The sequence below is a fragment of the Aminobacter sp. LjRoot7 genome, from assembly GCF_964252895.1.
GTDB classification, from domain to species: Bacteria; Pseudomonadota; Alphaproteobacteria; order Rhizobiales; family Rhizobiaceae; genus Aminobacter; species Aminobacter aminovorans_B.
The window spans coordinates 127513-149162 of sequence record NZ_CAXUPX020000011.1; the positions used below are offsets into that span (position 1 = coordinate 127513).

Genomic DNA, 21650 nt, shown 5'->3' on the forward strand with positions numbered 1-21650 from the left:
CCTTGCTTATTCGCGGATGGTTTCGCGTGCTTGTGCCGGTCCCCGGCTGCGACGCAGGCTCGGCAGCGCCAGCATGGCAAGCACGAACAGGCCGGTGGCGAGCTTGAGATCGGGGGGCGGCATGCCCGCGGCCAGACAGAACGAAACCAGCTGGTAGTAGACAACCGCGCCGACGAACGGGGCGGCGAGCTGGCGCAGCACTGTCTGCTTGCCGACAATGGCTTCACCGATCATCAGCGCGGCAAGGCCGTTGATCAAGATGCCGAGGCCCATGTTGACGTCGGCAAAACCCTGGCTCTGCACCATCAGCGCACCGCTGGTGGCAGAGAACGCGCTGGCAAGGCCGACGCCCCCAATGGTGGCGACCCAGACGTTGATGCCCTGTGCTTCAGCCATGTCGGGGTTGGCGCCGACGGCGCGGATCGCAGTGCCCTTCTCGGTCTTGAAGAACATGTTGAGCAGGATGAAGACGATTGCTCCGATCAACCCCGCCACGATGATCTTGGCGACCGGGAAGCCCGGCTGAACGAACGGCGCCCAGTCGAACACCGTCGGCGCGCCGAAGACTGAGAGGTTCGACTTGCCCATGATGCGCAGGTTGATGCTGTAAAGCATCGTCATCATCAGGATACCGGCGAGCAGCGTGTGGATACGAAACCGCAGGTGAATGAAGGCGGTGCAGCAGCCGGCGAGGAAGCCAGCGATGATTGCCACAGCAATTGCCGTCAGCGGGGAGGCGCCAGCTGCCAGAAGCACGCCGCAGACGCAGCCGCCAAGCGGAAACGCGCCCTCGCTGGTGAGGTCGGGGAAGTTGAGGGTACGGAACGGAATCATGATGCCGAGCACGACGAATGCCAGGATCAGGCTCTGCGCCAGGGTGACGGGAATGAGCGAGACGAAGCTCGTGAAAACGGTCTGGATAAAGTCCATGATGATCAGCTCGCCAGCAACATGCGGTCGGTTTTCACGGAGAAATGGCCGATCAGGTCGACAACAGTGACCTTGGCCTTTTCCTCGCCGGAGATTTCGAGCCGAAGCTTGCCGGCGTCCAGCATGATGACGCTGTGACCGAAATCGACGGCATGCTGCATGTTGTGGGTCACCATCAAGGTGGTGAGCTTCAGTGCTTCGACGGCACGCACCGTTGCCTTCATCACGATGTCGGCGGTGCGCGGATCAAGCGCTGCTGTATGCTCGTCGAGCAAAAGCAGGTCCGGCGAGCCGCCAACGGCCATGATCAACGACAGCGACTGACGCTGGCCGCCCGAAAGCAGTTCGACGCGGGTGTCGAGGCGGTTCTCAAGGCCAAGACCAAGGAGTTCAAGCCGCTCCTTGTAGGTGGCAAGGCGGGTGGCATTGAGACCCTGGCGCAAGGTGCGCTTCTTGCTGCGCAGATCGGCGAGCAGCATGTTTTCGGCGACCGTCATCGAGGCGGCAGTGCCTTTCATCGGATCCTGGAAGACACGAGCCAAGCGGATGGCGCGCTTGTGAACGGGCATTGCCGTGACGTCGTCACCGTTGATCAGGATTTGGCCAGAATCGAGCACCAGAGCACCCGAAATGGCATTGAGCATGCTGCTCTTGCCGGCACCGTTGGAGCCAATGACGACGCCGAATTCGCCTGTGGCGAGCTTGAGGCTGAGGCCGTCCAGCGCGACTTTTTCGTCGGCCTGGCCCTTGTAGAAAACTTTACGTGCAGATCGGATTTCGAGCATCCGTCCCTCCCGGAAAAGGTAACGGCGCCTTAGAGCGCCAGGGCGCTCTAAGTTTCCAAACCTGCGCATCGTGCCTTTTGGGCCGATGCGCCAGACGCCGCTACCAGTTTTGACGAAGCTGAAGATTAGTCGACGATGCAGCCGCAATCAGCCAGCGAAGCCGGGATTTCGATACCGAAGGCGGCCATGGCCTTCTTCGAGATCAGCGCGGCGTGGTCCTCATAGGCCGGACGCGAAGGCGCGATGGTCTTGGGGTCCTTGCCCTTCAGGATTTCGGCAGCAATTTTGCCGGCATTGACGCCCACCTGCTCGTAATTGACGGCAAAGCTTGCTGGCACGACACCATCGCGCACGGCGTTGTCGTCGGCATTGACGACCGGGATACCTGCCTGGCGTGCCGCAGCCGAAACGGCCGGAATTGCAGGCTGGATCAGGTTCGAGGTCGGGCCGTAGATCACGTCGACCTTGCCGGCCAGCGATGCGATGCGCTGCTGGATGTCGTTGACGTTGTCGATACCGACTTCAACCACTTCGAAGCCAGCGGCAGGTGCTGCTTCCTTGATCTTCTCGACCAGCGCGACGTCATTGGCTTCACCCGGATTGTAGGGCACGCCGAAACGCTTGGCGTTCGGCAGCAGCTTCTTGGTGAATTCCATCACCGCCTTGACGTCCTGCAGGTCGGTAGCACCCGTCATGCCTTCGTCGCCGGCTTCCCACGACGGAACCAGCTTGGCGGCGACCGGGTCGGTCACGGCCGAGAAGACGATGTTGATGCCCGAGCCGGCGAGCGCCTTCTTGGCGATCTGCGAGACCGGGGTGGTGACTGTGTACATCAGCTTCGGCTGTTCAGCCTGCAGCTTGGCGATCATCTGGGGAACCAGCGATGCGTCGAAATTGGTGTGGCTTTCGGTGAAGACGACATCCTTGCCGTCGACATAACCGTTGTCAGCCAGCGCCTTCTTGAAACCTGCGACGGCGGCGTTGAGCTGCGGGTGCTCACCGAAATTGGCGATGCCGATCTTGATCGGGTCAGCAACGGCGGCACCAAGGCTGACGGCAAGCGCGCCGGCCAGAACCAGGCCCGACATCAGACCGGACTTCAAATTTCTCATCTATTCCTCCCAGATTTGACAAGCACCGCTCCCCTGAACGGCAGCATGGGACAATCATGAGCAGTCCGGAGAGCTCTGTCAAACATTATATATAATTCTTGCCATCAGCTCCCATGATATATAATTTTTGCGGAGACAGGGACGGATCACCATGCAGGATGACGAGCACTCGACCAAGACGGAAGCGGCCTACCGGCTGCTGCGCCGAGACATTCTGACCACCCGTCTGATGCCAGGCGCCCCCCTCAAGTTGAGCGCGCTGCGCACGGCCTATGGCGTCGGCTGGACGCCGCTGCGCGAGGCACTGTCACGGCTCGAAGCCGAGCGGCTGGTGACGGCGATTTCCAATCGCGGCTTCACCGTGGCCTCCGTTTCTCGCCAGGAGCTGGAAGACCTGGCGAGGGCCAGGATGGTGGTCGAACTGCCGCTTCTGCTGGAATCGATCGAGAAGGGTGGCAGCGACTGGGAAGAGGCGGTTGTCACCGCGCATTATCGCCTGTCGCGCTGCAAGACCGCAGTCGAGGATCCTTCCGACGCCTCCGTCGATGATTGGGACGAAAAGCACGAAGCATTCCATTCGGCGCTGTTGAGCGCTGCAACCTCGAACTGGCTGTTGCGATTCCGTTCGACGATCTCCGACCAGCTCCGGCGCCATCACAGGTTCCTCGGGCTGGCACCCACCTTGCGCGCCGCCGCAGGCCAGAAGCAGGGCTACGAAGAGGCAATGGCAGCCCTTGGCGAGGCGCAGTCGATCGGACCGCACACCGCCCTCATGGAGGCCGCACTCGATCGCGACCTTGAAAAAGCGAAGGCATTGATGATCGACCACATCGGCTACACGCTCCATGTCTATGTGCATACCGAGGACTACAGCGGCAGCAGACACGCCGCCCGCGCCGGCAGCCTCAGAACGCCGTCGGCAGCCGAATGACCACCCCCTATCGGCCGTCGCTTGACGAGATCAGCGCCGCCCGCGCCCGGATCGCACCCCATGTGCCGCGCACGCCGCTGGTTCGCCTCGATCTCGGCCTGCCCGACCGGCAGATCTTCCTCAAGCTCGAAACGCTTTCTCCGATTGGGGCGTTCAAGCTCCGGCCGGCGCTGAACGCGCTCCTGTCACGCGACAGTGAAACGCTCGCAAAAGGCGTAGCCACAGCGAGCTCCGGCAACATGGCCTATGGCATGGCCTGGGCTGCCAACAGGCTCGGCGTGCCGATGGCCGCCTACATGTACTCGGGCGCGCCGCAAACCAAGATCGATGGCGTGCGCCGCCTCGGCGGCGATGTGCGCTTCATCTCCATGGAGACATGGTGGCAGTACGTCATCGGCGCCGACATGCCCGACTTCCCGGAACTGCTGATCAACCCGGTGACCGACCAGGCGGTGCTGTCGGGCAATGGCTCCATCGGCATGGAGATCCTCGAGGATCTCCCCGAGGTCGACGTCGTGCTGACGCCTTATGGCGGCGGCTCAATGACCACTGGTGTGGCAAGTGCAGTGAAGGCACTACGGCCCGAGGCAAGAATTTTCGCCGTCGAGGACGAGAACGCGGCACCGGTGACAGCCGCGCTCGCGGCCGGCAGCATCGTCGACATCGAGACGCGCCCTTCCTTCATCAAGAGCATCGGCGGCCCGTCGCTGGTGCCGCAGCTTTGGCCAGTCACGCGCGAGCTGATCGACGGCGCGGTTTCAGTCAGCCTGGAGCAGGTCACCGAGGCGATGCGGCTGCTGTTCGCCAAATCCAAGGTCGTCGCCGAGGGCGCGGGGGCAGCTTCGCTGGCTGCGGCGCTGACGAGCGAATATGCCAAGGGCAACGTCGTCTGCGTGATCTCTGGCGGCAACATCGATGCCGCGGCGTATTCGGCAGTGCTCGCGGGCAACATTCCCGCCCCGTGAACCTTTCAAGCTTGTACTATCGCGCGAAACGGCACTACAACTGCCCGAGAGGATAGCCGGCGCGCCGGCTCACGGCGAGGAAAGACCCTGACACAGATGGAAGAGCGCAAGGATACAACCGGCGCCGACGGCTGGGTGGACGGCGAGACCAAGGTGCTGGAAGCGCCTGCGGATCATGGCACCGAGCTTCGCCTTTGGCTGCGCCTTTTGACCTGCTCGACACTGGTTGAAACAGAAGTGCGCCGTCGCCTGCGCGAAGAGTTCGATTCCACCCTGCCCCGCTTCGACCTGATGGCCCAGCTTGAACGAGCCCAGGACGGCATGGTGCTGGGCGAAGTTTCCAAGCGCATGATGGTGTCGCCGGGCAACATCACCGTCCTGGTCGAGCGTCTCGCCGAGAGCGGCCATATCAGCCGTACCACCTCGCCGACCGACCGACGCGTCCAGATCATCGCGCTGACGCCCTTCGGCCGCGCCGAATTCGAGAAAATGGCCGCAGCCCATGCCGACTGGATCGGCGACCTGTTCGGCACCTTGTCGGCCAAGGATGGCGGCATCCTGCTCGACGAACTCGGCAAGCTCAAACGCTCGATCGTCGCGTCGCTGGGTAAGGGCAGCTAGATTTCTTGACGCAATTTCTATCGGAAAACCGCGCCACGTTTTTCCCGGAATTGCCTATGCCCGAAACCGGGCGCGATAATCGCTCGGCGTCAGACCGACGATGCGGGCAAAGATCTTGCGGAACGCGCCCGGGTCGCCATAGCCAACCTCCCAAGCTACCTTGTCGACCGTCTGCGTGGTGAATTGCAGCAGTTCGCGCGCCTTGCCGACGCGCAGGCGCTGGCCATACTCAGTCGTCGTGAGACCGGTCGCCTTCTGGAAGCGGCGCAGGAAAGTGCGCTCTTCCAATCCAGCCAGCGATGCCAGCACAGCCAGGTTCAACTCCTTGCCTTCGCCCGCCTGCAGCCAATGCTGGACCTTGAGGATGGCGGCGTCGCCATGGCTGAGCCGTGGCGCGAAGGCGCTGTAGTAGCGCTGCTCGCGTCCGGGCGGATCGAGCGCCAGGATCCGCGCCGTCTCGATCATCACGGTCGGCCCGAGGAAGCGGTCGACCAGCCTGAGCCCGAGGTCCGTCCAGGCCATCAGGCTGCCGGCGGTGATGATGTCACCGTCATCAATCAGCAGCCTGTCGGTGTCGAGCTTCGCCTCGGGAAAGCGCGACCGGAACGCTTCGTCATAGACCCAGTTGGTCGTCACCGCCCGCCCGGCCAGCAACCCAGTCTCGCCGAGCACGAAGGCGCCGGCACAGACGGACGCCAGCACGCTGCCCGCTCCGTGGCGCTCACGCAACCAGCCTGAAAGGGGAGCGATGGTTTCGCGCGAAATCGGATCGCTAAGCGCCGGCGGAACGACATAGACTTCCGGTACCCCTGATGCTTCCGGATGCGTGTCGAACACCCGCGCAGGGGCGTGTTCCGGCTGGTCCGCGCGCCAGTGACTGACGCGCAGCTGGTTCGGCGCCTCACCGCGGCTCTTGCGAGCAGCGGTGCGGTTGGCGAGCTCGAACAGATCGGTCATGCCAAGTACCGCCGACATCTGTGCGCCGGGGTAGAACACCAGCCCAATCTCGATGACACCAGCTTTTGCCATTTGTCGAAATCACCCCTTGTTATGTCGATATCGCCAATGGGCCGGCACCATAATCCATTGCATCTTCCATGCAACATCCTTCCCAACAGCAAAGGCATCAGGGACATGAGCAAGCGCGCGGTCATCGCCATCGACATCCAGAACGAATATTTCCCGGGCGGCCGCATGCCGCTCGTCGGCATCGAGCAGGCAACCGAAAACGCCGCCCGCGTTATCGAGGCGGCACGTGCCAAGGGCGACACTGTCATCCACGTCCGCCACCTCTCGAAGGCGGCAGACGCCCCGATCTTCGCGCCCGGCACCCCGGGCATTGAGATCAACGCCACAGTTGCACCGGCCGATGGCGAGAAAATCATCACCAAGAACTACGTCAACTCGTTCCGCGAAACCGACCTCAAGGCGACGCTCGACGCCAAGGGTATCGAGGAGGTCGTCATCGTCGGCGCGATGAGCCATATGTGCGTCGAAGGCGCCACCCGTGCCGCGGCCGATTTCGGCTACAAGGCGACTGTCGTCCACGACGCCTGCGCCACGCGCGATCTCGAATTCAACGGCAAGACCGTGCCAGCCGCCCAGGTCCATGACGCCGTCATGGCAGCGATCGCTTTCGGCTATGGCGAACTCGTGGATACCGCGGCCTACCTGTCGCGCTAGCCCATTCAGGTCCTATCTGGCCCCGGTCGGCGCCCGCCGCCCGGGGCCTTTTTGCGCTCACTTCCAAAAACAACTTTAAGCTTGAAGTTTTTTTGGAATGCGTCCATGGTACCTCCATGGTCAGGGTCGGGCACGCATGTCCACCTGACCGAACGGCTTCAGGAGGAGGACGGTATGCGCATTGTCTGTATCGGTGGCGGACCGGCCGGTCTCTACTTTGCCCTGCTGATGAAGAAGCAGCATCCCGAGCATCAGGTCACCGTCGTCGAGCGTAACCGTCCCTTCGACACCTTCGGCTGGGGCGTGGTCTTTTCCGACGCCACGATGCAGTCGATGCGCCAATGGGATCCGGCGACCGCCGAGACCATCGAGGACGCGTTCAATCACTGGGACGACATCGAGCTGGTGTTCAAGGGTCGCAAGATCCGCACCACCGGCCACGGCTTCGTCGGCATCGGCCGCAAGAAGATGCTGAACATCCTGCAGGAGCGCTGCATCGAGCTCGGCGTAGAGCTGGTGTTCGAGACCGACGTGCAGGGCGACCAGGACTTCCCCGACGCCGACCTGATCATCTCCTCCGACGGCGTCAATTCGCGCATCCGGCACAAATATGCCGACATCTTCAAGCCCGACATGGTGATGCGGCCGAACCGCTACATCTGGCTCGGCACCGACAAGCGTTTCGATGCTTTCACCTTTGATTTCCAGCGCACCGAGCACGGCTGGTTCCAGGCACACATCTACCGTTTCGACGACAACACCTCGACCTTTATCGTCGAGACCACCGACGAGGTGTTCAAGGCGCATGGTATCGACGAGATGGACCAGGATCAGTCCATCGCGTTTTGCGAGAAGCTGTTTGCCGGCACGCTTGAAGGCCACAAGCTGATGACCAATGCGCGCCATCTGCGCGGCTCGGCCTGGCTGAATTTCGGCCGACTAATCTGCGACAAGTGGAGCCACTTCAACGGCCAAAGCCACGTCGTCTTGATGGGCGACAGCGCCCACACCGCACATTTCGCCATCGGCTCGGGCACCAAGCTCGCCATTGATGACGCCATCGAGCTGACCCGCCAGTTCGACCTCATTGGCCATGACAAGGCCAGCATCCCGGCCGTGCTGTCGGCCTATGAAGAAGTGCGCCGCGTCGACGTCGCCCGCATCCAGAATGCGGCGCGCAACGCCATGGAATGGTTCGAGGTCGTGGGTACGCGCTATGCCGACACGCTCGAACCCGAGCAGTTCATGTACTCGATGCTGACCCGCTCGCAGCGCATCAGCCATGAGAATCTGCGCCTGCGCGACAAGGATTGGCTGGAAGGTTTCGAACGCTGGTTCGCCGAGCGCGCCGGCGTGTCGCCTGCCCCCAACGGCTCAGTACCGCCGCCGATGTTCACGCCGTTTTCAATCCGCGGGCTGACGCTGAAGAACCGCATCGTCATGTCGCCGATGGCGATGTATTCGGCGACCGACGGTGTGCCGGACGATTTCCATCTCGTCCATATCGGCGCGCGCGCCATGGGCGGCGCAGCACTCGTCTTCCCGGAGATGACCTGCGTGTCGCCAGACGCGCGCATCACGCCAGGCTGCCTCGGTCTGTGGAACGACGAGCAGGCGCAAGCCTTCAAGCGCATGGTCGACTTCGTCCATAACCAGACCCAGGCCAAGATCGGCATCCAGATCGGCCATGCCGGCCGCAAGGGTGCGACCAAGGTTGCCTGGGAAGGCATCGACCAGCCGGTCACCTCAGGCGGCTGGCCGCTGATCTCGGCCTCCGCCCTGCCCTATCTCAAGCATTCGGACATGCCACGCGCCATGACGCGCGAGGACATGGTCCGCGTGCTGGCCGACTTTGTCAGCGCCACCGAGCGCGCCCGCGACCTCGGCTTCGACATCCTCGAGCTGCACGCCGCCCACGGTTACCTGCTGTCCTCCTTCCTGTCGCCGCTGACCAATCTGCGCGACGACGAATATGGCGGCAGCCACGAAAACCGCGCCCGCTATCCGCTCGAAGTGTTCCGCGCCGTGCGCGCTGCATGGCCTGAAGACAAGCCGATTTCGGTGCGTCTCTCCACCCATGACTGGTACGAAGGCGGCAACACGCCGGAAGACGCGGCGATCTTCGCCAGGATGTTCAAGGACGCCGGCGCAGACATGATCGACTGCTCGTCCGGCCAGGTGGTGAAGGAAGAGCAGCCGGTCTATGGCCGTCTGTTCCAGACGCCGTTCTCCGACAAGATCCGCAACGAGATCCAGGTGCCGACAATTGCCGTAGGCGCGATCTCGGAAGCCGATCACGCCAATTCGATCATCGCCGCCGGCCGCGCCGATCTCTGCGCCGTCGCCCGCCCGCACCTCGCCGACCCATCTTTCGTCATGCATGAGGCAGCGAAGATCGGCTATGCCGAACAGGCCTGGCCGAAGCAGTATCATTCGGCCCGCGCCCAATATGTGAACAACCTCGCCCGCGCAGCAGCGGCGGCACCCACGGGCAAGGCATGAGCATGGCCAAACGTCACGCCCTCGTCACCGGCGCCGGAAGCGGGATCGGTAAGGCCATTGCTCTTGCGCTGGCAGCCAACGGCCACAGCGTCAGCCTGTGCGGACGGCGTGCCGCGCCGCTCGAGGCGGTGCGCGACGAGATCGCCAAGGTGGGCGGCAAGGCCATTGTGTTTGACGGCTTCGACGTCACTGATGCGCATTCGGTCGAGGCAGGCATCGCCAACGCGATTGCCCAGGCAGGCGACATCGCCGTGCTGGTCAACTGCGCCGGGGAAGCGCCGTCGGCACCGTTCGACAAGACCGACTTGGCATTGTGGAACCGGGTGATCGGCATCAATCTCACCGGCGCGTTCCTGGTCACACAGGCAGCGCTTGCTTCGGTCAAGCGCGCCGGCAAGGGCCGCATCGTCAATGTCGCCAGCACCGCCGGCCTGACCGGCTATGCCTACGTCTCCGCCTATTGCGCCTCAAAGCATGGCGTGGTCGGCATGACGCGCGCTCTGGCGCTTGAGCTTGCCCGCGCTGACGTGACCGTCAACGCGGTTTGCCCCGGCTTCACCGACACGCCGCTGCTCGACGGTGCCGTGGAAACCATCACCGGCAAGACCGGCCGCTCGGCCGAAGAGGCCCGCGCCACGCTCGCCCGCGCCAATCCGCAAGGGCGGCTGGTGACGCCTGAGGAGGTGGCCGACACCGTGCTCTGGCTCGCCTCGGAAAAGGCGACCGCAATCACAGGCCAGGCGATCCCCATCGCCGGCGGCGAAGTTCTGGGAGGATGACCATGACCAACCCGATGCAGGACAAGAAGCGTCCCTTCCAGGGCCATCAGGCGCAGCACTTCAAGTTTGAGACCGATGCCGACGGCAAGGTCGCGACCATCACGCTCAACCGCCCCGAGAAGAAGAACCCGCTGACCTTCGAGAGCTATGAGGAGCTCGGCAACCTGTTCCGCTCCCTGCACCGGGCCAGCGACGTGCGCGCCATCGTCATCGCGGGTGCCGAGAACAATTTCTGCTCGGGCGGCGACGTGTTCGAGATCATCGAGCCGCTGACCCGCATGCCGATGCATGACCTGCTCGACTTCACCCGCCTCACCGGCGATCTGGTGCGCCAGATGCGTGCCTGCCCGCAGCCGATCATCTCCGCCGTCGACGGCATCTGCGCCGGCGCAGGCGCCATCATCGCCATGTCGTCCGACTACCGCGTCGCCACGCCGGACGCGAAGACCGCCTTCCTGTTCACCCGCGTCGGCCTGGCCGGAGCTGACATGGGCGCTTGCGGCATCCTTCCACGCATCATCGGCCAGGGCCGCGCCGCAGAACTTCTTTTTACCGGCCGCGTCATGACCTCGGCCGAGGGCCATGCCTGGGGCTTCTACAACGCGCTGCATGAGCGTGGCACACTGCTCGCCGAGGCTCAGAAATTCGCCCGCAACCTGGCCGACGGTCCCTGGTTTGCGCATGCCATGACCAAGAAGATGCTCGACCAGGAATGGGCGATGGGCATCGACCAGCTGATCGAATCCGAAGCGCAGGCGCAGGCGATCTGCATGGCGACAGGCGACTTCCGCCGCGCCTTCGAGGCTTTCGCCGCCAAGGCCAAGCCCGAATTCAAGGGAAACTGAGCCATGGCCGCGCATTTGATGCCGACCAGTGCGCCGGCTCGCGACCATCTCGACTGGCCGTTCTTCGCCGAAAGCCATCGCGCATTGGCAGCTGAACTCGACGCCTTCATCGCCAGCGGCGGGCTGGGCGAGATCGACCATGGCAACGCCGACGGCGCCTGCAAGAAGCTCGTGGCGGCGCTTGGCCAGGCTGGTATTCTGCGCCACTGCGTGCCGGCTGCCTTCGGCGGCGCGTCGGACATGATCGACAGCCGCTCGCTCTGCCTGATCCGCGAGACACTGGCCTATGCCGACGGTCTCGCCGACTTCGCCTTCGCCATGCAGGGCCTTGGCACCGGCGCGATCAGCCTGTCCGGTTCGGATGAACTCAAGCAGGCCATCTTGCCGAAGATCGCCCGAGGCCAACTGATCTCGGCCTTCGCGCTGACCGAGCCGGAGGCCGGGTCCGATGTTGCCGCAATGTCGACCGCCGCACGCCGTGACGGCGACACCTACGTGCTCGACGGCGAGAAGGTCTTCATCTCCAATGGCGGCATCGCCGACGTCTACACTGTCTTTGCCCGCACCGGCGAGGCGCTGGGCACACGCGGTATTTCGGCCTTCGTCGTCTATGCCGACACGCCGGGCTTTTCGATCGCCGAGCGCATCGAGACGATCGCCCCGCATCCCCTGGCACGCGTCAGGTTCGACAATTGCCGCATCCCGGCATCCCACCTGTTGGGCGAACCGGGCGAAGGCTTCAAGATTGCCATGCGCACGCTCGACATTTTCCGGCCGTCGGTGGCCGCCGCAGCCCTCGGCTTTGCCCGTCGCGCGCTCGACGAAGCTGTGGCACACGCCAAGTCGCGCAAAATGTTCGGGGCGACGCTGGCCGACCTGCCGACCGCCCAGAGCACGCTGGGCGAGATGGCGACTGCCATCGATGCAGCCTCGCTACTGACCGTGCGCACCGCCTGGCGGCGCGACGTGCAAAAGCTGCCTATCACCCGCGAGGCCGCCATGGCCAAGATGACGGCGACCGAGAACGCCCAGTGGGTCATCGACCAGGCACTGCAGCTGTTCGGCGGCCGCGGCGTGCGCGTCGGTGAGATCACCGAGCGCCTCTATCGCGAGATCCGTGCACTACGCATCTATGAAGGCGCCACCGAAGTGCAGAAGCTGATCATCGGCCGCGAGCTGATGAAGGCCGCAAGGTAGGAGTGCTGACGTGCCCTTCCGCACCTCACGGCCGCTGCGTTTCGGAGACTGCGACCCCTCCGGGATTGCCTATTTCCCGTCCTACCTGAACATCCTCGTCGGCGTCTTGGAGGAATTCTTCGGCGATGCCGGCGCGCCTTGGAAAGGCCTGATCGCCCAACGCCGCATCGGCACGCCGACGGTGCGACTGGACCTCACCTTTGCCCATCCGGGCTTCCATGGCGACACGCTCGACTTCGAGCTGTTCGTCCGGCGCATCGGCCGCTCCTCGCTCGATCTCGAGCACAAGGTTTCGGCCGCCGGCACGCTGCTCTGGAGCGCTCGCCACAGCGTGGTCGCCACCTCGCTCGATACCCACAAATCGCTTGCCTGGCCGGACGATCTCCGTGCCGCGCTCGAAAGCCGCCTGGAGACGTCAGATGCATGAGATCCTGCAACCCGAAGGTTGGGCCAAGCCCATCGGTTATGCCAACGGCGTCGCCGCCAGCGGCCGCACCATCTTCGTCGGCGGCCAGATCGGCTGGAACGCGCAGTGCCAGTTCGAGACCGACGACTTCGTCGGCCAGGTGCGCCAGACGCTGGAAAACGTCGTCACCGTGCTGAAGGCCGGCGGCGCCGAGCCGCACCACATCACGACCATGACCTGGTACTTCACCGACAAGAAGGAATACACCGAGAACCTGCGCGGCCTCGGCCAAGCCTATCGCGATGTCATCGGCCGCCACTTCCCGGCGATGGCCGCCATGCAGGTCGTGGCGCTGGTCGAGGACCGCGCCAAGATCGAGATCCAGGCCACCGCCGTCATTCCCGAGTAAGGCCAAATGAGCGCAACGCGGTTTTCCGAGAGCGTTACGGGTGGCATCCGCGACGGCGTGCTGGTCGTTACGATCGACAATGCGCCCGTCAACGCCATCTCGGCTCATGTCCGCCAAGGGCTAGTCAAGGCCCTCGACCATGCGGCCGCCCTCGTCATGGTGGTCGGCGTCGTGATCACCGGTGCCGGCCGCGCTTTTGTCGGCGGCGCCGACATCAAGGAGTTCGGCAAGCCTCCGGTCGAGCCGACGCTGCCCGAGGTCATCGAACGCATCGAGAGTTACAGCAAACCTGTCGTCGCTACGATCAATGGTGCCGCGTTGGGCGGCGGCTGCGAAATCGCACTTGCCTGCCATGGCCGCATCGCCAGCGACAAGGCGACCTTCGGCATGCCCGAGGTCAAGCTGGGCATCGTGCCGGGTGCCGGCGGCACACAGCGCCTGCCGCGCCTGATCGGCACCGTCGCAGCGATCGACCTGATCGGCAGCGGACGCACGGTCAAATCAGGCGAAGCGCTTTCGCTTAGCCTCGTTGACGGCATATCAGCCGATCATCTCGACGCCGCTTTGAGCCTCGTCCATGATCTCGCCAGCGAGCCGCTGCGCCGCACCGGCATGTTGGAAGTCCCCGCCGCGGAATCGGCGGCCGTCGACGCTGCAGTGAAAAAAGTACTTTCCAAGGCGCGCGGTCAGGCCGCCCCCGCCGAGGCCGTCCGTCTCGTCAAGGCAGCCGCAAATGTCGACTTGAAGCAAGGCCTCGCCGACGAACGCGCGACCTTCCTGCGCCTGCGGGATTCCAATGAGGCCGCTGCCCTGCGCCACGTCTTCTTCGCCGAACGGCAAGCCGGCAAGGTCGACAAACTCGAGGGCATCGCCCCACGCAAGATCGAGACTGTCGGCATCGTCGGCACCGGCCTGATGGGCGCGGGCATCGCGGTCGCAGCGTTGACAGCTGGCTACCGCGTCGTCGGCATCGAGCAGACTGAGGACGCAGCTGCCAAGGGACGCGAGCGTATCGCAGGCATTCTCGACAAGGCAGTCCAGTCGGGGCGCCTTGCGGCGACAGCTCGCGACGAATGCCTTGCACGGCTGGCGGTGGCTGCGAACATCAGCAAACTCGCCGCAGCAGACCTCATTATCGAAGCTGTCTTCGACGATCTCGCGGTCAAGACCGAGCTGTTCCGGCGCCTCGACGGCATCGTCAGGCCGGATGCGATCCTCGCCACCAACACCAGCTACCTGAACCCCGACGAGATCGCGGCGGCAACGGCTCACCCTAAGCGCGTCGTAGGCCTGCATTTTTTCTCGCCGGCCAACATCATGCGCCTGGTCGAGGTCGTTGATTGTAAAGCAACTGCGCCCGACGTGCTCGCCTCCGCGCTGGCGTTCGCCAGGAAACTGGGCAAGCTGCCGGTGGTCTGCGGCGTGACCGAAGGTTTCATCGGCAACCGCATCTTCTCGGCCTATCGCCGCGAGGCGGAGTTCATGATCGAGGACGGTGCAGCACCCGAACAGGTCGACGCGGCGCTCGAAGGCTATGGCTTTCCGATGGGCATCTTCACCGTCTACGATATGGCCGGGCTGGAGATCGCCTGGGCAAGGCGCAAGCGCCAGGCCGCGACCCGCGATCCCCAGGCGCGTTATGTCGAGATCGCCGATCAGCTTTGCGAGGCGGGCCGTTTCGGCCGCAAGACCGGCAAGGGCTGGTATGACTATGCGTCTGGCGAAAAGGCCGTCGATCCAGAGGTCACTGCGTTGATTGCCGCCGCACGCAAGGCCAAGGACATCTCGCCCCGCAGCTTTACGCCCAACGAGATCGTCGACCGACTGCTGCGCGCCATGGCCGACGAAGGCGCTGCCTTGCTCACTGAGGGTATCGCTGCGCGATCGAGCGACATCGATCTGGTGATGATCAATGGCTACGGCTTTCCGGCGCACAAGGGCGGGCCGATGTTCGCAGCCGAAACGCACAAGGACATGACACCATGACCGAAGCATACATCGTTGGCGGCGTCCGCACCCCGATCGGCCGTTATGGCGGCGCGCTTGCCTCGGTGCGCCCTGACGATCTCGCCGCCCATGCCATTCGCGAGGCACTAGCGCGGTACCCTGGCATTCCCTCTGACAGCATCGACGAAGTCGTGCTCGGCTGCGCCAACCAGGCCGGCGAAGACAACCGCAATGTCGCCCGCATGGCCGCACTGCTTTCGGGCCTGCCGGAGACGGTGGCCGGAACGACAATCAACCGGCTCTGCGGTTCCGGTCTCGATGCCGTCGGGTATGCCGCGCGCGCCATCAAGCTGGGTGAAGCTGACATCATCATCGCCGGAGGCGTCGAAAGCATGTCGCGCGCGCCCTTTGTCATGCCGAAAGCGACGAGCGCGTTCCAGCGCAGCTCCGAGATCTTCGACACCACCATCGGCTGGCGTTTCGTCAATCCGTTGATGGAAAAGCAATACGGCATCGATTCCATGCCTGAAACGGCCGAGAACGTCGCCGCCGAGTTTTCCATTTCACGCGAGGATCAGGACCATTTTGCCCTGCGCAGCCAGGCTCGTGCCGCCGCCACGCAGAAGAGCGGCCGTTTTGCCCGCGAGATCGCTCCTGTCACCATCAAGGGCCGCAAGGGCGAAGCGACCGTCGTCGAGCACGACGAGCATCCGCGCGAAACGACGATCGAAAAGCTGGCGAGCCTTTCGGCCCCGTTCCGAGATGGCGGCACGGTGACAGCCGGCAACGCGTCAGGCGTCAATGATGGGGCCGCGGCAGTGATCGTTGCATCGGCACGTGCCATCGAGCGCTTCGGTCTCAAGCCGCTCGCCAAGGTCGATGGCATGGCGACCGCCGGCGTTGCCCCACGCATCATGGGCATCGGCCCGGTCGCCTCGACGAAAAAGCTTCTGGAGCGCGCTGGCCTGAGCATGGCCGACATCGACATCGTCGAACTCAACGAAGCCTTTGCCGCACAGTCGCTGGCATGCATGCGCCAGCTTGGCCTCGCCGACGACGCGGGCCACGTCAATCCGAATGGCGGCGCCATCGCGCTCGGCCACCCGCTTGGTATGTCGGGCGCGCGTCTTGCACTCACCGCAGCATTGGAACTCGACCTGCGCGGCGCCAACCGCGCGCTCGCCACCATGTGCATCGGCGTTGGCCAGGGCATCTCGCTTTTGATCAGCCGGCCGTAGCGAAACCACGTCTCGCTTCGGCCGGTCTTGGTGGCTTCAGCCCGCGGCCCGACGCAGCGGCTGGCGCAAGATCGCCGAGCCTCCTGCTGCCTGGACGGCAAGGCTGCCATAGGTGATGCCGGCGGCAAGGCAGGCGTCCTCGGACTGACCAGAGAGCCAAGCATCGATGAAACCAGCGTTGAAGGCGTCTCCTGCACCCGTCGTGTCGATGACAGGAACCTGTTCCGCCCGCCGGTGCAACAACTGGCCACTCGCCTTCAGCCATGCGCCCTCGCCACCCGCTTTCAGGGCAACGACAGGGAAGTCCCTGGACAGGATCTCGATCGCTGCGATCGGATCGTTCTCCCGGGTGATCGCGGTCGCCTCTTCCATGTTGGGCAGGAAGATGTCGACGCCGGCACAGCGCTCCAGCAGCTCGGCCTCATAGATCAGCGTCTCGTCCCAACTCGGATCAAGCGAGACGGTCAGCCCCTTCGCCTTGGCGCGGGTCACCAGGTCGGGGATTTCGTGCAGCGTGGCATATTCGGCTATGTGCAGATGGCCGGCATCGCTCCAGTCGAGCGCGGCATCGAGCGTAGCCGGCAGCGCGGTCCCTGCGCGCCGCGACAGGAAGGCGCGATCGTTGCCGATCACCGAGGCGACAGTGACCTGCGGCCCCGCGCCGGGCGAATGCTCGACGAAACGCAGGTCGACATTGCTGGCACCGAGTTCGGCCTCGATCCCTGTCGACAGCGAGTCGGTGCCAAGGCGCGCCACCAGAGCGACCTGACGCCCGGCATGGGCCATGTGGGCGGCGGCGATGAACGCCCCGCCGCCAGCAGCCATTTTCATGTCCTGCGCAAACACCTCACGCCCCGGCTCAGGCAACGACGCCAGGCCGGTGAAAATCAGGTCACAGTAAATCCGCCCGATGCTGAGCACCGCCGGACGCTTGGCATTTCCCGAAGTCATTGCCGGCCCAGGCTCTTCTCGGTCTTGGCGTCGAAGAGATAAAGGCTACCGGGTGCTGCGCGGCAGGTCAGCGTGCTGCCCGTCGCGGGAATGAACTTGCTCGGTGCGGTGGCGATCACGGCGCTGCCATCGACATCGAGGTGCACAAGCGTCTCGGGTCCGAGCGGCTCGACCGCCGTCACCGTACCGGTGAGCTCCAGACCGCCATCCGACTTCTCGACGGCTGCGGTCAGCTCGTGCGGGCGCACGCCGATCAGGATATCGCCGCCGGCAGCGGGCTCGATTCCCTTGCCGTTCTTGCGTCCGGGCACCAGGTTCATCGACGGGCTGCCGATGAAGCGGGCGGTGAAGACATCGACCGGGTTTTCATAGAGGTCGGTCGGCGTGCCCACCTGCAGGATGTGGCCGTCCTTCATGACAACGATGCGGTCCGCCATGGTCATCGCCTCGACCTGGTCGTGGGTGACGTAAACGGTGGTCGTCTTGAGCTTCTGGTGCAGGCGCTTGATCTCGATGCGCATCTGGGCGCGCAGCTGGGCGTCGAGGTTGGACAAGGGCTCGTCGAACAGGAAGGCCGAAGGGTTGCGGACCATGGCGCGGCCGATGGCGACGCGCTGGCGCTGACCGCCCGACAACGCCGCCGGACGGCGGTCGAGATACTTCTCCAGGCCAAGGATCTTGCCTGCCTCTTCGATGCGCTGGTCCTTCTCGGCCTTGGACAGCTTCGAGGTGTAGAGACCGAAGCCGATGTTCTGGCGCACGGTCAGGTGCGGGTAGATGGCGTAGTTCTGGAACACCATGGCGATGTTGCGCTGCTTGGGATCGCGCTCGTTGACCACCTCGCCGCCGATCTTCAGCGTGCCGCCGGAGATGTCTTCGAGGCCGGCGATCATGCGCAGCGTCGTCGACTTTCCGCAGCCCGAAGGCCCGACGAAGACCACGAATTCGCCATCGGCGATTTCAAGGTCGATGCCCTGGACGACGTCTACCTTGCCGTAGCGCTTGACCAGCTTTTCAAGTTCGATCGTCGCCATCAGAGCGCCCCTGCCAGTGCCTTGAATTTCTCACCGAGTTCTTTTGCGGCTTTCGCCTCGTGCCCGGCATGCTCCTGCGCAACGGCATCCAGTGCCGCTGCCTTCTTCCTGTAGACGCCGATCGCTTCGGCCATCGCCACCGGTGCCGGACCGCCGAAGCGGTCGCGCACGGCAACGAAATGTTCAGGCGAAACGATCTCCTCGAACTTGTCGCGGCCGAAACTCGGTTCGCGTCCGGTCGAATGCTTGAAGGCTTCGAGGAACGGCGCGTAGCCATCCTTGGCGAGCCCGCCGCCCGCCGCAACCACTGACTTGGCGACAGTCGCCGCGATCTCGTGCGCCTCGCGGAAGGACAGGCCTTCGATACGAACGAGCGAGTCGGCAAGCTCGGTGATGGTGATGCAGGAGCGGCGGATATTCTCGGCCACGCGCTCGGGATCGATGCGGATCGCGCTGACGAAAGCTGCCAACAGGTCGAGCACGCGCGATGCCGCGGTGAACGCCTCATAGCCCATCGACTGGGTTTCACCCTCGCTGTCGTTCATGTCGGTGAACGGCGTGTTGTGAATGACACCGAGCACGGTGCGGGCGCGGCCCATCGTCTGGCTGGCGAGCAGGCGCATATGCTCGATCGGCACCGGGTTGCGCTTCTGCGGCATGATCGACGAGATCTGCACGAAGGCGTTCGGCACATAGACCTGGCCGACCTCGAAGCTGGTCCAGAACTGGAAGTCCTGGATCAGGCGGCCGAGGTGGAGGAACATCAGCTCGATCGCCGAATAGGTCGAGGTGATGTAATCGGACGCCGCGATGCAGCTGTAGGAATTGCGCAAAGGTGAGGCAAAGCCAAGCAGATCGGCGACACGCTGCCGGTCGATCGGGAAACCCGACGTGGTGATGGCGGCGGCCCCCATCGGCGACAGGTCGACGATCTTGCGCGCCTCTTCGAAGCGCTCGATGTCGCGGATCAGCACCTCGATGGCAGCCGACAGGTAATGCCCGAAAGTCGAGGGCTGCGCCGGCTGGCCATGCGTGTAGGCAACGATCAGCGTCGCCTTTTCACGCTCGGCCGCGTCGATCATCGCGGCCAGCAGATGCCGCGCCTTGACCATCAACGCATCGATGCGCTGCTTGAGCCCAAGCTTGAACAGCGTGTGGTCGATGTCGTTGCGCGAACGCGAGGTGTGCAGGCGTCCGGCGACGTCGGCACCGAGGCGGGCCTTCAGTTCCTTTTCGATGAGGAAGAAGAAGTCCTCGACCTCGCCGGTGTAGACCAGCTTCTCCGGGTCGACTTCGCGGTCGATGGCTTCGAGGGCACCGGCGATAGCCGACGCCTGCTTGGCGTCGAGAATGCCAGTCTCGGTCAGCATCACCAGATGTGCCCGGTCGATGGCGCGGAAGCCGTCGACATGGTGGGTCTTGGCACCGTCGAAGAGCGGCCGAAGCACCGTCTCCTTGTAGACGGGATCGGGGAAGACGCTCTTGTCGGAGAGCCTGGGGTTCAGTTCAGACATTTTCTATCCCTTGAGCCCGGCGAGCATGACGCCGCGGACGATGTAGCGCTGGAGCACGAGGAAGACGATCAGCGTCGGCAGCGTGGCAATTGCAGCACCCGTCATGATCATTTCCCACTGGATGGACTGTTCGACGGCGAAGCTCGATAGGCCGACCGGCAAGGTGTAGAGCTCCTTGCTGGTGGTCACGATCAGCGGCCAGAAGAACGCCGTCCAGTTGCCGAGGAAGGTGAAGATGGCGAGCGCCGAGAGAGCCGGCGTCACCAGCGGCATCGCCACTTTCCAGAAGATCTGGAACTCGTTCAGGCCATCGACGCGCGCTGCTTCGAGGAAGTCGTTGGGCACGCCTTCGAAGAACTGCTTCATCAGGAAGGTGCCGAAGGCCGTCATCATACCGGGGAACATGATGCCCCAGTAGCTGTCCAGCCAGCCGAGATTGGCCGACATCAGGTACCACGGGATGACGAGCATCTCGGTCGGGATCATCAGCGTCGATAGGATGGCCAGGAATATGAAGTAGCGGCCGCGGAATTCAAACTTGGCAAGCGTGTAGCCGACAAGGCTGTCGAAGAAGACGTTCGACAGCGTCACCATGACGGCAACGAACATCGAATTGAAGAACCAGCGCATGAAGCGCCCGTCGGCCAGGATGGCGATGTAGTTGTTGAGCGTCGGCGCTGCGGGAATGAGCCTGAGGTCATAGACCTGGCCAGCTGTCTTGAACGACGTCGAGAACATGAAGGCCAGCGGCGTCACCATGATCAGGCCGCCGATGAACAGCAGCGTCCACGTCAGGATGCGGCCGGGCTTGACGTTGGCGTGGGACAGCGCCGGCGTTTGGGTGACGGCACTCATTTCTTTTCCCTCAGGATCCAGAGCTGCAACAGCGACACGAACAGCAGGATGGTGAACAGCACCACCGTCTGGGCCGCCGCATATCCCATCGCGTAGGACGAAAACGCCGTCTGGTAGATCATCAGCACCAGAGGCTTGGTCGAACCGAGCGGGCCGCCCGGATCGTTGGTGGTCATGTTGTAGACCTGGTCGAAGATGCGCAGGAAGCCGATCGACGAGAACACGACGAGGAACACGGTGGTCGGCTTGAGCAGCGGCAGCGTGATCTTGCGCAGGATCGCCCATTCGCCAAGGCCGTCGATGCGCGCAGCCTCGTAGAAGGTGTTGGGGATCGACCGCAGGCCGGCCATGAAGATGATGATCTGGAAGCCGAGGCCGGCCCAGATCGCCGTCAGCATGATCGACGGCAAGGCTTGGTCAACCGAGCGGATGAACGGCTGCTGGGGAATGCCAAGCGTGCCGAGCGCATTGTTGATCACGCCGATCGGTGCCGGCTGGAAGAACCAGCGCCATACCCAGGCCATGGCCGCAGCCGTGGTCAGGTAGGGCAGGAAATAGAGACCGCGGATCAGCCCATGCATGAAGCGCACGCGATCGAGGTGATAGGCAATGACGAATGACAGCAACAGGCTGATCGGCGTGCCGACGAGCAGATAGGCGAAGGTGTTCTTGAACACCTTCCAGAACTGCGGGTCTGCGAACAGCTTTTCGTAGTTGGCCAAGCCGATGAACTGCGGCGGCTTCAATAGGTCCCAGTTGGTCAGCGAAAGCCAGAAGGCTTCGATTGTCGGGTAAAAGCGGATCACCGAATAGAACAGGATCGGCAGAGCGAGGAAACTCCACACCCACACCAGCCGCTTCGTCCGCATGGAACGGCGTTCCCAGAAGGTCGCGCCGGGGCGGCTCAGCGCCGCCCCCTGTTGATCCGCTGTCACAGACATCAAGC

General features: G+C 63.8%; 21 protein-coding genes. 12 read left to right on the forward strand and 9 right to left on the reverse strand.

Features of this window, described 5'->3' with window-relative positions:
* Window positions 1-6: 6 nt before the first annotated feature.
* The 3 genes from ACSQ3E_RS25520 to ACSQ3E_RS25530 all read right to left on the reverse strand — a co-directional run bounded on the left by ACSQ3E_RS25520 (window position 7) and on the right by ACSQ3E_RS25530 (window position 2827).
* Window positions 7-930: an ABC transporter permease gene (locus tag ACSQ3E_RS25520; protein ID WP_310323801.1), complete on the reverse strand. Its 924-nt coding sequence runs from the start codon at window positions 928-930 to the stop codon at window positions 7-9.
* Between the two features lie 5 nt (window positions 931-935).
* Window positions 936-1715: an ABC transporter ATP-binding protein gene (locus ACSQ3E_RS25525; RefSeq protein ID WP_310323804.1), complete on the reverse strand. Its 780-nt coding sequence runs from the start codon at window positions 1713-1715 to the stop codon at window positions 936-938.
* A gap of 125 nt (window positions 1716-1840) precedes the next feature.
* A complete protein-coding gene (locus ACSQ3E_RS25530) occupies window positions 1841-2827 on the reverse strand; it encodes an ABC transporter substrate-binding protein (RefSeq protein ID WP_310323807.1) in 987 nt (328 codons plus the stop codon).
* A gap of 151 nt (window positions 2828-2978) precedes the next feature.
* Between ACSQ3E_RS25530 and ACSQ3E_RS25535 the strand changes: the two genes are divergently transcribed.
* The 3 genes from ACSQ3E_RS25535 to ACSQ3E_RS25545 all read left to right on the forward strand — a co-directional run bounded on the left by ACSQ3E_RS25535 (window position 2979) and on the right by ACSQ3E_RS25545 (window position 5344).
* A complete protein-coding gene (locus tag ACSQ3E_RS25535) occupies window positions 2979-3758 on the forward strand; it encodes a GntR family transcriptional regulator (protein WP_067967747.1) in 780 nt (259 codons plus the stop codon).
* Window positions 3755-4723, forward strand: a complete 969-nt coding sequence (locus tag ACSQ3E_RS25540; RefSeq protein WP_436124797.1) for a pyridoxal-phosphate dependent enzyme — start codon at window positions 3755-3757, stop codon at window positions 4721-4723. Before ACSQ3E_RS25535 ends, ACSQ3E_RS25540 begins: the two co-directional genes overlap by 4 nt.
* 96 nt (window positions 4724-4819) lie before the next feature.
* The gene (locus tag ACSQ3E_RS25545; protein WP_436124798.1) at window positions 4820-5344 is read left to right on the forward strand and encodes a MarR family winged helix-turn-helix transcriptional regulator; all 525 of its coding nucleotides are present in this window, start codon (window positions 4820-4822) and stop codon (window positions 5342-5344) included.
* A 54-nt stretch (window positions 5345-5398) separates the two neighbouring features.
* Here the strand turns inward: ACSQ3E_RS25545 and ACSQ3E_RS25550 are convergent, their stop codons facing one another.
* On the reverse strand, window positions 5399-6373 hold the full coding sequence (locus ACSQ3E_RS25550) for a GlxA family transcriptional regulator (protein WP_436124799.1): 975 nt from the start codon (window positions 6371-6373) through the stop codon (window positions 5399-5401).
* 105 nt (window positions 6374-6478) lie between these two features.
* On the opposite strand from ACSQ3E_RS25550, the gene ACSQ3E_RS25555 reads away from it, so the two are divergent.
* The 9 genes from ACSQ3E_RS25555 to pcaF all read left to right on the forward strand — a co-directional run bounded on the left by ACSQ3E_RS25555 (window position 6479) and on the right by pcaF (window position 16350).
* Window positions 6479-7027 carry a cysteine hydrolase family protein gene (locus ACSQ3E_RS25555; protein ID WP_436124800.1) on the forward strand — a complete coding sequence of 183 codons (549 nt, stop codon included), beginning with the start codon at window positions 6479-6481 and terminating at the stop codon, window positions 7025-7027.
* A 174-nt stretch (window positions 7028-7201) separates the two neighbouring features.
* Entirely contained in the window at window positions 7202-9529 is a 2328-nt protein-coding gene (locus ACSQ3E_RS25560) for a bifunctional salicylyl-CoA 5-hydroxylase/oxidoreductase (protein WP_436124801.1), read from the forward strand.
* Window positions 9530-9531: 2 nt separating this feature from the next.
* A complete protein-coding gene (locus ACSQ3E_RS25565; protein WP_436124802.1) occupies window positions 9532-10308 on the forward strand; it encodes an SDR family NAD(P)-dependent oxidoreductase in 777 nt (258 codons plus the stop codon).
* 2 nt (window positions 10309-10310) lie between these two features.
* Window positions 10311-11153 carry an enoyl-CoA hydratase family protein gene (locus ACSQ3E_RS25570; RefSeq protein ID WP_436124803.1) on the forward strand — a complete coding sequence of 281 codons (843 nt, stop codon included), beginning with the start codon at window positions 10311-10313 and terminating at the stop codon, window positions 11151-11153.
* A gap of 3 nt (window positions 11154-11156) precedes the next feature.
* Window positions 11157-12350, forward strand: a complete 1194-nt coding sequence (locus ACSQ3E_RS25575) for an acyl-CoA dehydrogenase family protein (protein ID WP_436124804.1) — start codon at window positions 11157-11159, stop codon at window positions 12348-12350.
* A 10-nt stretch (window positions 12351-12360) separates the two neighbouring features.
* Window positions 12361-12777 carry an acyl-CoA thioesterase gene (locus tag ACSQ3E_RS25580; protein WP_436124805.1) on the forward strand — a complete coding sequence of 139 codons (417 nt, stop codon included), beginning with the start codon at window positions 12361-12363 and terminating at the stop codon, window positions 12775-12777.
* Window positions 12770-13165 carry a RidA family protein gene (locus ACSQ3E_RS25585; protein ID WP_436124806.1) on the forward strand — a complete coding sequence of 132 codons (396 nt, stop codon included), beginning with the start codon at window positions 12770-12772 and terminating at the stop codon, window positions 13163-13165. The genes ACSQ3E_RS25580 and ACSQ3E_RS25585 overlap by 8 nt, the downstream gene beginning before the upstream one ends.
* A 6-nt stretch (window positions 13166-13171) precedes the next feature.
* Window positions 13172-15151: a 3-hydroxyacyl-CoA dehydrogenase NAD-binding domain-containing protein gene (locus tag ACSQ3E_RS25590; protein WP_436124807.1), complete on the forward strand. Its 1980-nt coding sequence runs from the start codon at window positions 13172-13174 to the stop codon at window positions 15149-15151.
* Window positions 15148-16350, forward strand: a complete 1203-nt coding sequence (gene pcaF, locus ACSQ3E_RS25595; RefSeq protein WP_436124808.1) for a 3-oxoadipyl-CoA thiolase — start codon at window positions 15148-15150, stop codon at window positions 16348-16350. Before ACSQ3E_RS25590 ends, pcaF begins: the two co-directional genes overlap by 4 nt.
* Before the next feature lie 36 nt (window positions 16351-16386).
* Here the strand turns inward: pcaF and ACSQ3E_RS25600 are convergent, their stop codons facing one another.
* The 5 genes from ACSQ3E_RS25600 to ACSQ3E_RS25620 are packed head-to-tail and all read right to left on the reverse strand — an operon-like array spanning window position 16387 to window position 21639.
* A complete protein-coding gene (locus tag ACSQ3E_RS25600; RefSeq protein ID WP_436124809.1) occupies window positions 16387-17301 on the reverse strand; it encodes a carbohydrate kinase family protein in 915 nt (304 codons plus the stop codon).
* Entirely contained in the window at window positions 17298-18335 is a 1038-nt protein-coding gene (locus ACSQ3E_RS25605) for an ABC transporter ATP-binding protein (RefSeq protein WP_154384300.1), read from the reverse strand. Before ACSQ3E_RS25605 ends, ACSQ3E_RS25600 begins: the two co-directional genes overlap by 4 nt.
* Window positions 18335-19849: an argininosuccinate lyase gene (gene argH, locus ACSQ3E_RS25610; protein ID WP_436124810.1), complete on the reverse strand. Its 1515-nt coding sequence runs from the start codon at window positions 19847-19849 to the stop codon at window positions 18335-18337. Before argH ends, ACSQ3E_RS25605 begins: the two co-directional genes overlap by 1 nt.
* Before the next feature lie 3 nt (window positions 19850-19852).
* The gene (locus tag ACSQ3E_RS25615) at window positions 19853-20704 is read right to left on the reverse strand and encodes a carbohydrate ABC transporter permease (protein ID WP_436124811.1); all 852 of its coding nucleotides are present in this window, start codon (window positions 20702-20704) and stop codon (window positions 19853-19855) included.
* Window positions 20701-21639, reverse strand: a complete 939-nt coding sequence (locus ACSQ3E_RS25620; RefSeq protein WP_436124868.1) for a carbohydrate ABC transporter permease — start codon at window positions 21637-21639, stop codon at window positions 20701-20703. The genes ACSQ3E_RS25615 and ACSQ3E_RS25620 overlap by 4 nt, the downstream gene beginning before the upstream one ends.
* Window positions 21640-21650: the final 11 nt, after the last annotated feature.

Excerpts from the sequence above, each read along its gene's own strand:
- ACSQ3E_RS25520 (WP_310323801.1), bottom strand. The coding sequence starts at position 930 with ATGGACTTTATCCAGACCGTTTTCACGAGCTTCGTCTCGCTCATTCCC.
- ACSQ3E_RS25525 (WP_310323804.1), bottom strand. The coding sequence starts at position 1,715 with ATGCTCGAAATCCGATCTGCACGTAAAGTTTTCTACAAGGGCCAGGCC.
- ACSQ3E_RS25530 (WP_310323807.1), bottom strand. The coding sequence starts at position 2,827 with ATGAGAAATTTGAAGTCCGGTCTGATGTCGGGCCTGGTTCTGGCCGGC.
- ACSQ3E_RS25535 (WP_067967747.1), top strand. The coding sequence starts at position 2,979 with ATGCAGGATGACGAGCACTCGACCAAGACGGAAGCGGCCTACCGGCTG.
- ACSQ3E_RS25540 (WP_436124797.1), top strand. The coding sequence starts at position 3,755 with ATGACCACCCCCTATCGGCCGTCGCTTGACGAGATCAGCGCCGCCCGC.
- ACSQ3E_RS25545 (WP_436124798.1), top strand. The coding sequence starts at position 4,820 with ATGGAAGAGCGCAAGGATACAACCGGCGCCGACGGCTGGGTGGACGGC.
- ACSQ3E_RS25550 (WP_436124799.1), bottom strand. The coding sequence starts at position 6,373 with ATGGCAAAAGCTGGTGTCATCGAGATTGGGCTGGTGTTCTACCCCGGC.
- ACSQ3E_RS25555 (WP_436124800.1), top strand. The coding sequence starts at position 6,479 with ATGAGCAAGCGCGCGGTCATCGCCATCGACATCCAGAACGAATATTTC.
- ACSQ3E_RS25560 (WP_436124801.1), top strand. The coding sequence starts at position 7,202 with ATGCGCATTGTCTGTATCGGTGGCGGACCGGCCGGTCTCTACTTTGCC.
- ACSQ3E_RS25565 (WP_436124802.1), top strand. The coding sequence starts at position 9,532 with ATGGCCAAACGTCACGCCCTCGTCACCGGCGCCGGAAGCGGGATCGGT.
- ACSQ3E_RS25570 (WP_436124803.1), top strand. The coding sequence starts at position 10,311 with ATGACCAACCCGATGCAGGACAAGAAGCGTCCCTTCCAGGGCCATCAG.
- ACSQ3E_RS25575 (WP_436124804.1), top strand. The coding sequence starts at position 11,157 with ATGGCCGCGCATTTGATGCCGACCAGTGCGCCGGCTCGCGACCATCTC.
- ACSQ3E_RS25585 (WP_436124806.1), top strand. The coding sequence starts at position 12,770 with ATGCATGAGATCCTGCAACCCGAAGGTTGGGCCAAGCCCATCGGTTAT.
- ACSQ3E_RS25590 (WP_436124807.1), top strand. The coding sequence starts at position 13,172 with ATGAGCGCAACGCGGTTTTCCGAGAGCGTTACGGGTGGCATCCGCGAC.
- pcaF (WP_436124808.1), top strand. The coding sequence starts at position 15,148 with ATGACCGAAGCATACATCGTTGGCGGCGTCCGCACCCCGATCGGCCGT.
- ACSQ3E_RS25600 (WP_436124809.1), bottom strand. The coding sequence starts at position 17,301 with ATGACTTCGGGAAATGCCAAGCGTCCGGCGGTGCTCAGCATCGGGCGG.
- ACSQ3E_RS25605 (WP_154384300.1), bottom strand. The coding sequence starts at position 18,335 with ATGGCGACGATCGAACTTGAAAAGCTGGTCAAGCGCTACGGCAAGGTA.
- argH (WP_436124810.1), bottom strand. The coding sequence starts at position 19,849 with ATGTCTGAACTGAACCCCAGGCTCTCCGACAAGAGCGTCTTCCCCGAT.
- ACSQ3E_RS25615 (WP_436124811.1), bottom strand. The coding sequence starts at position 20,704 with ATGAGTGCCGTCACCCAAACGCCGGCGCTGTCCCACGCCAACGTCAAG.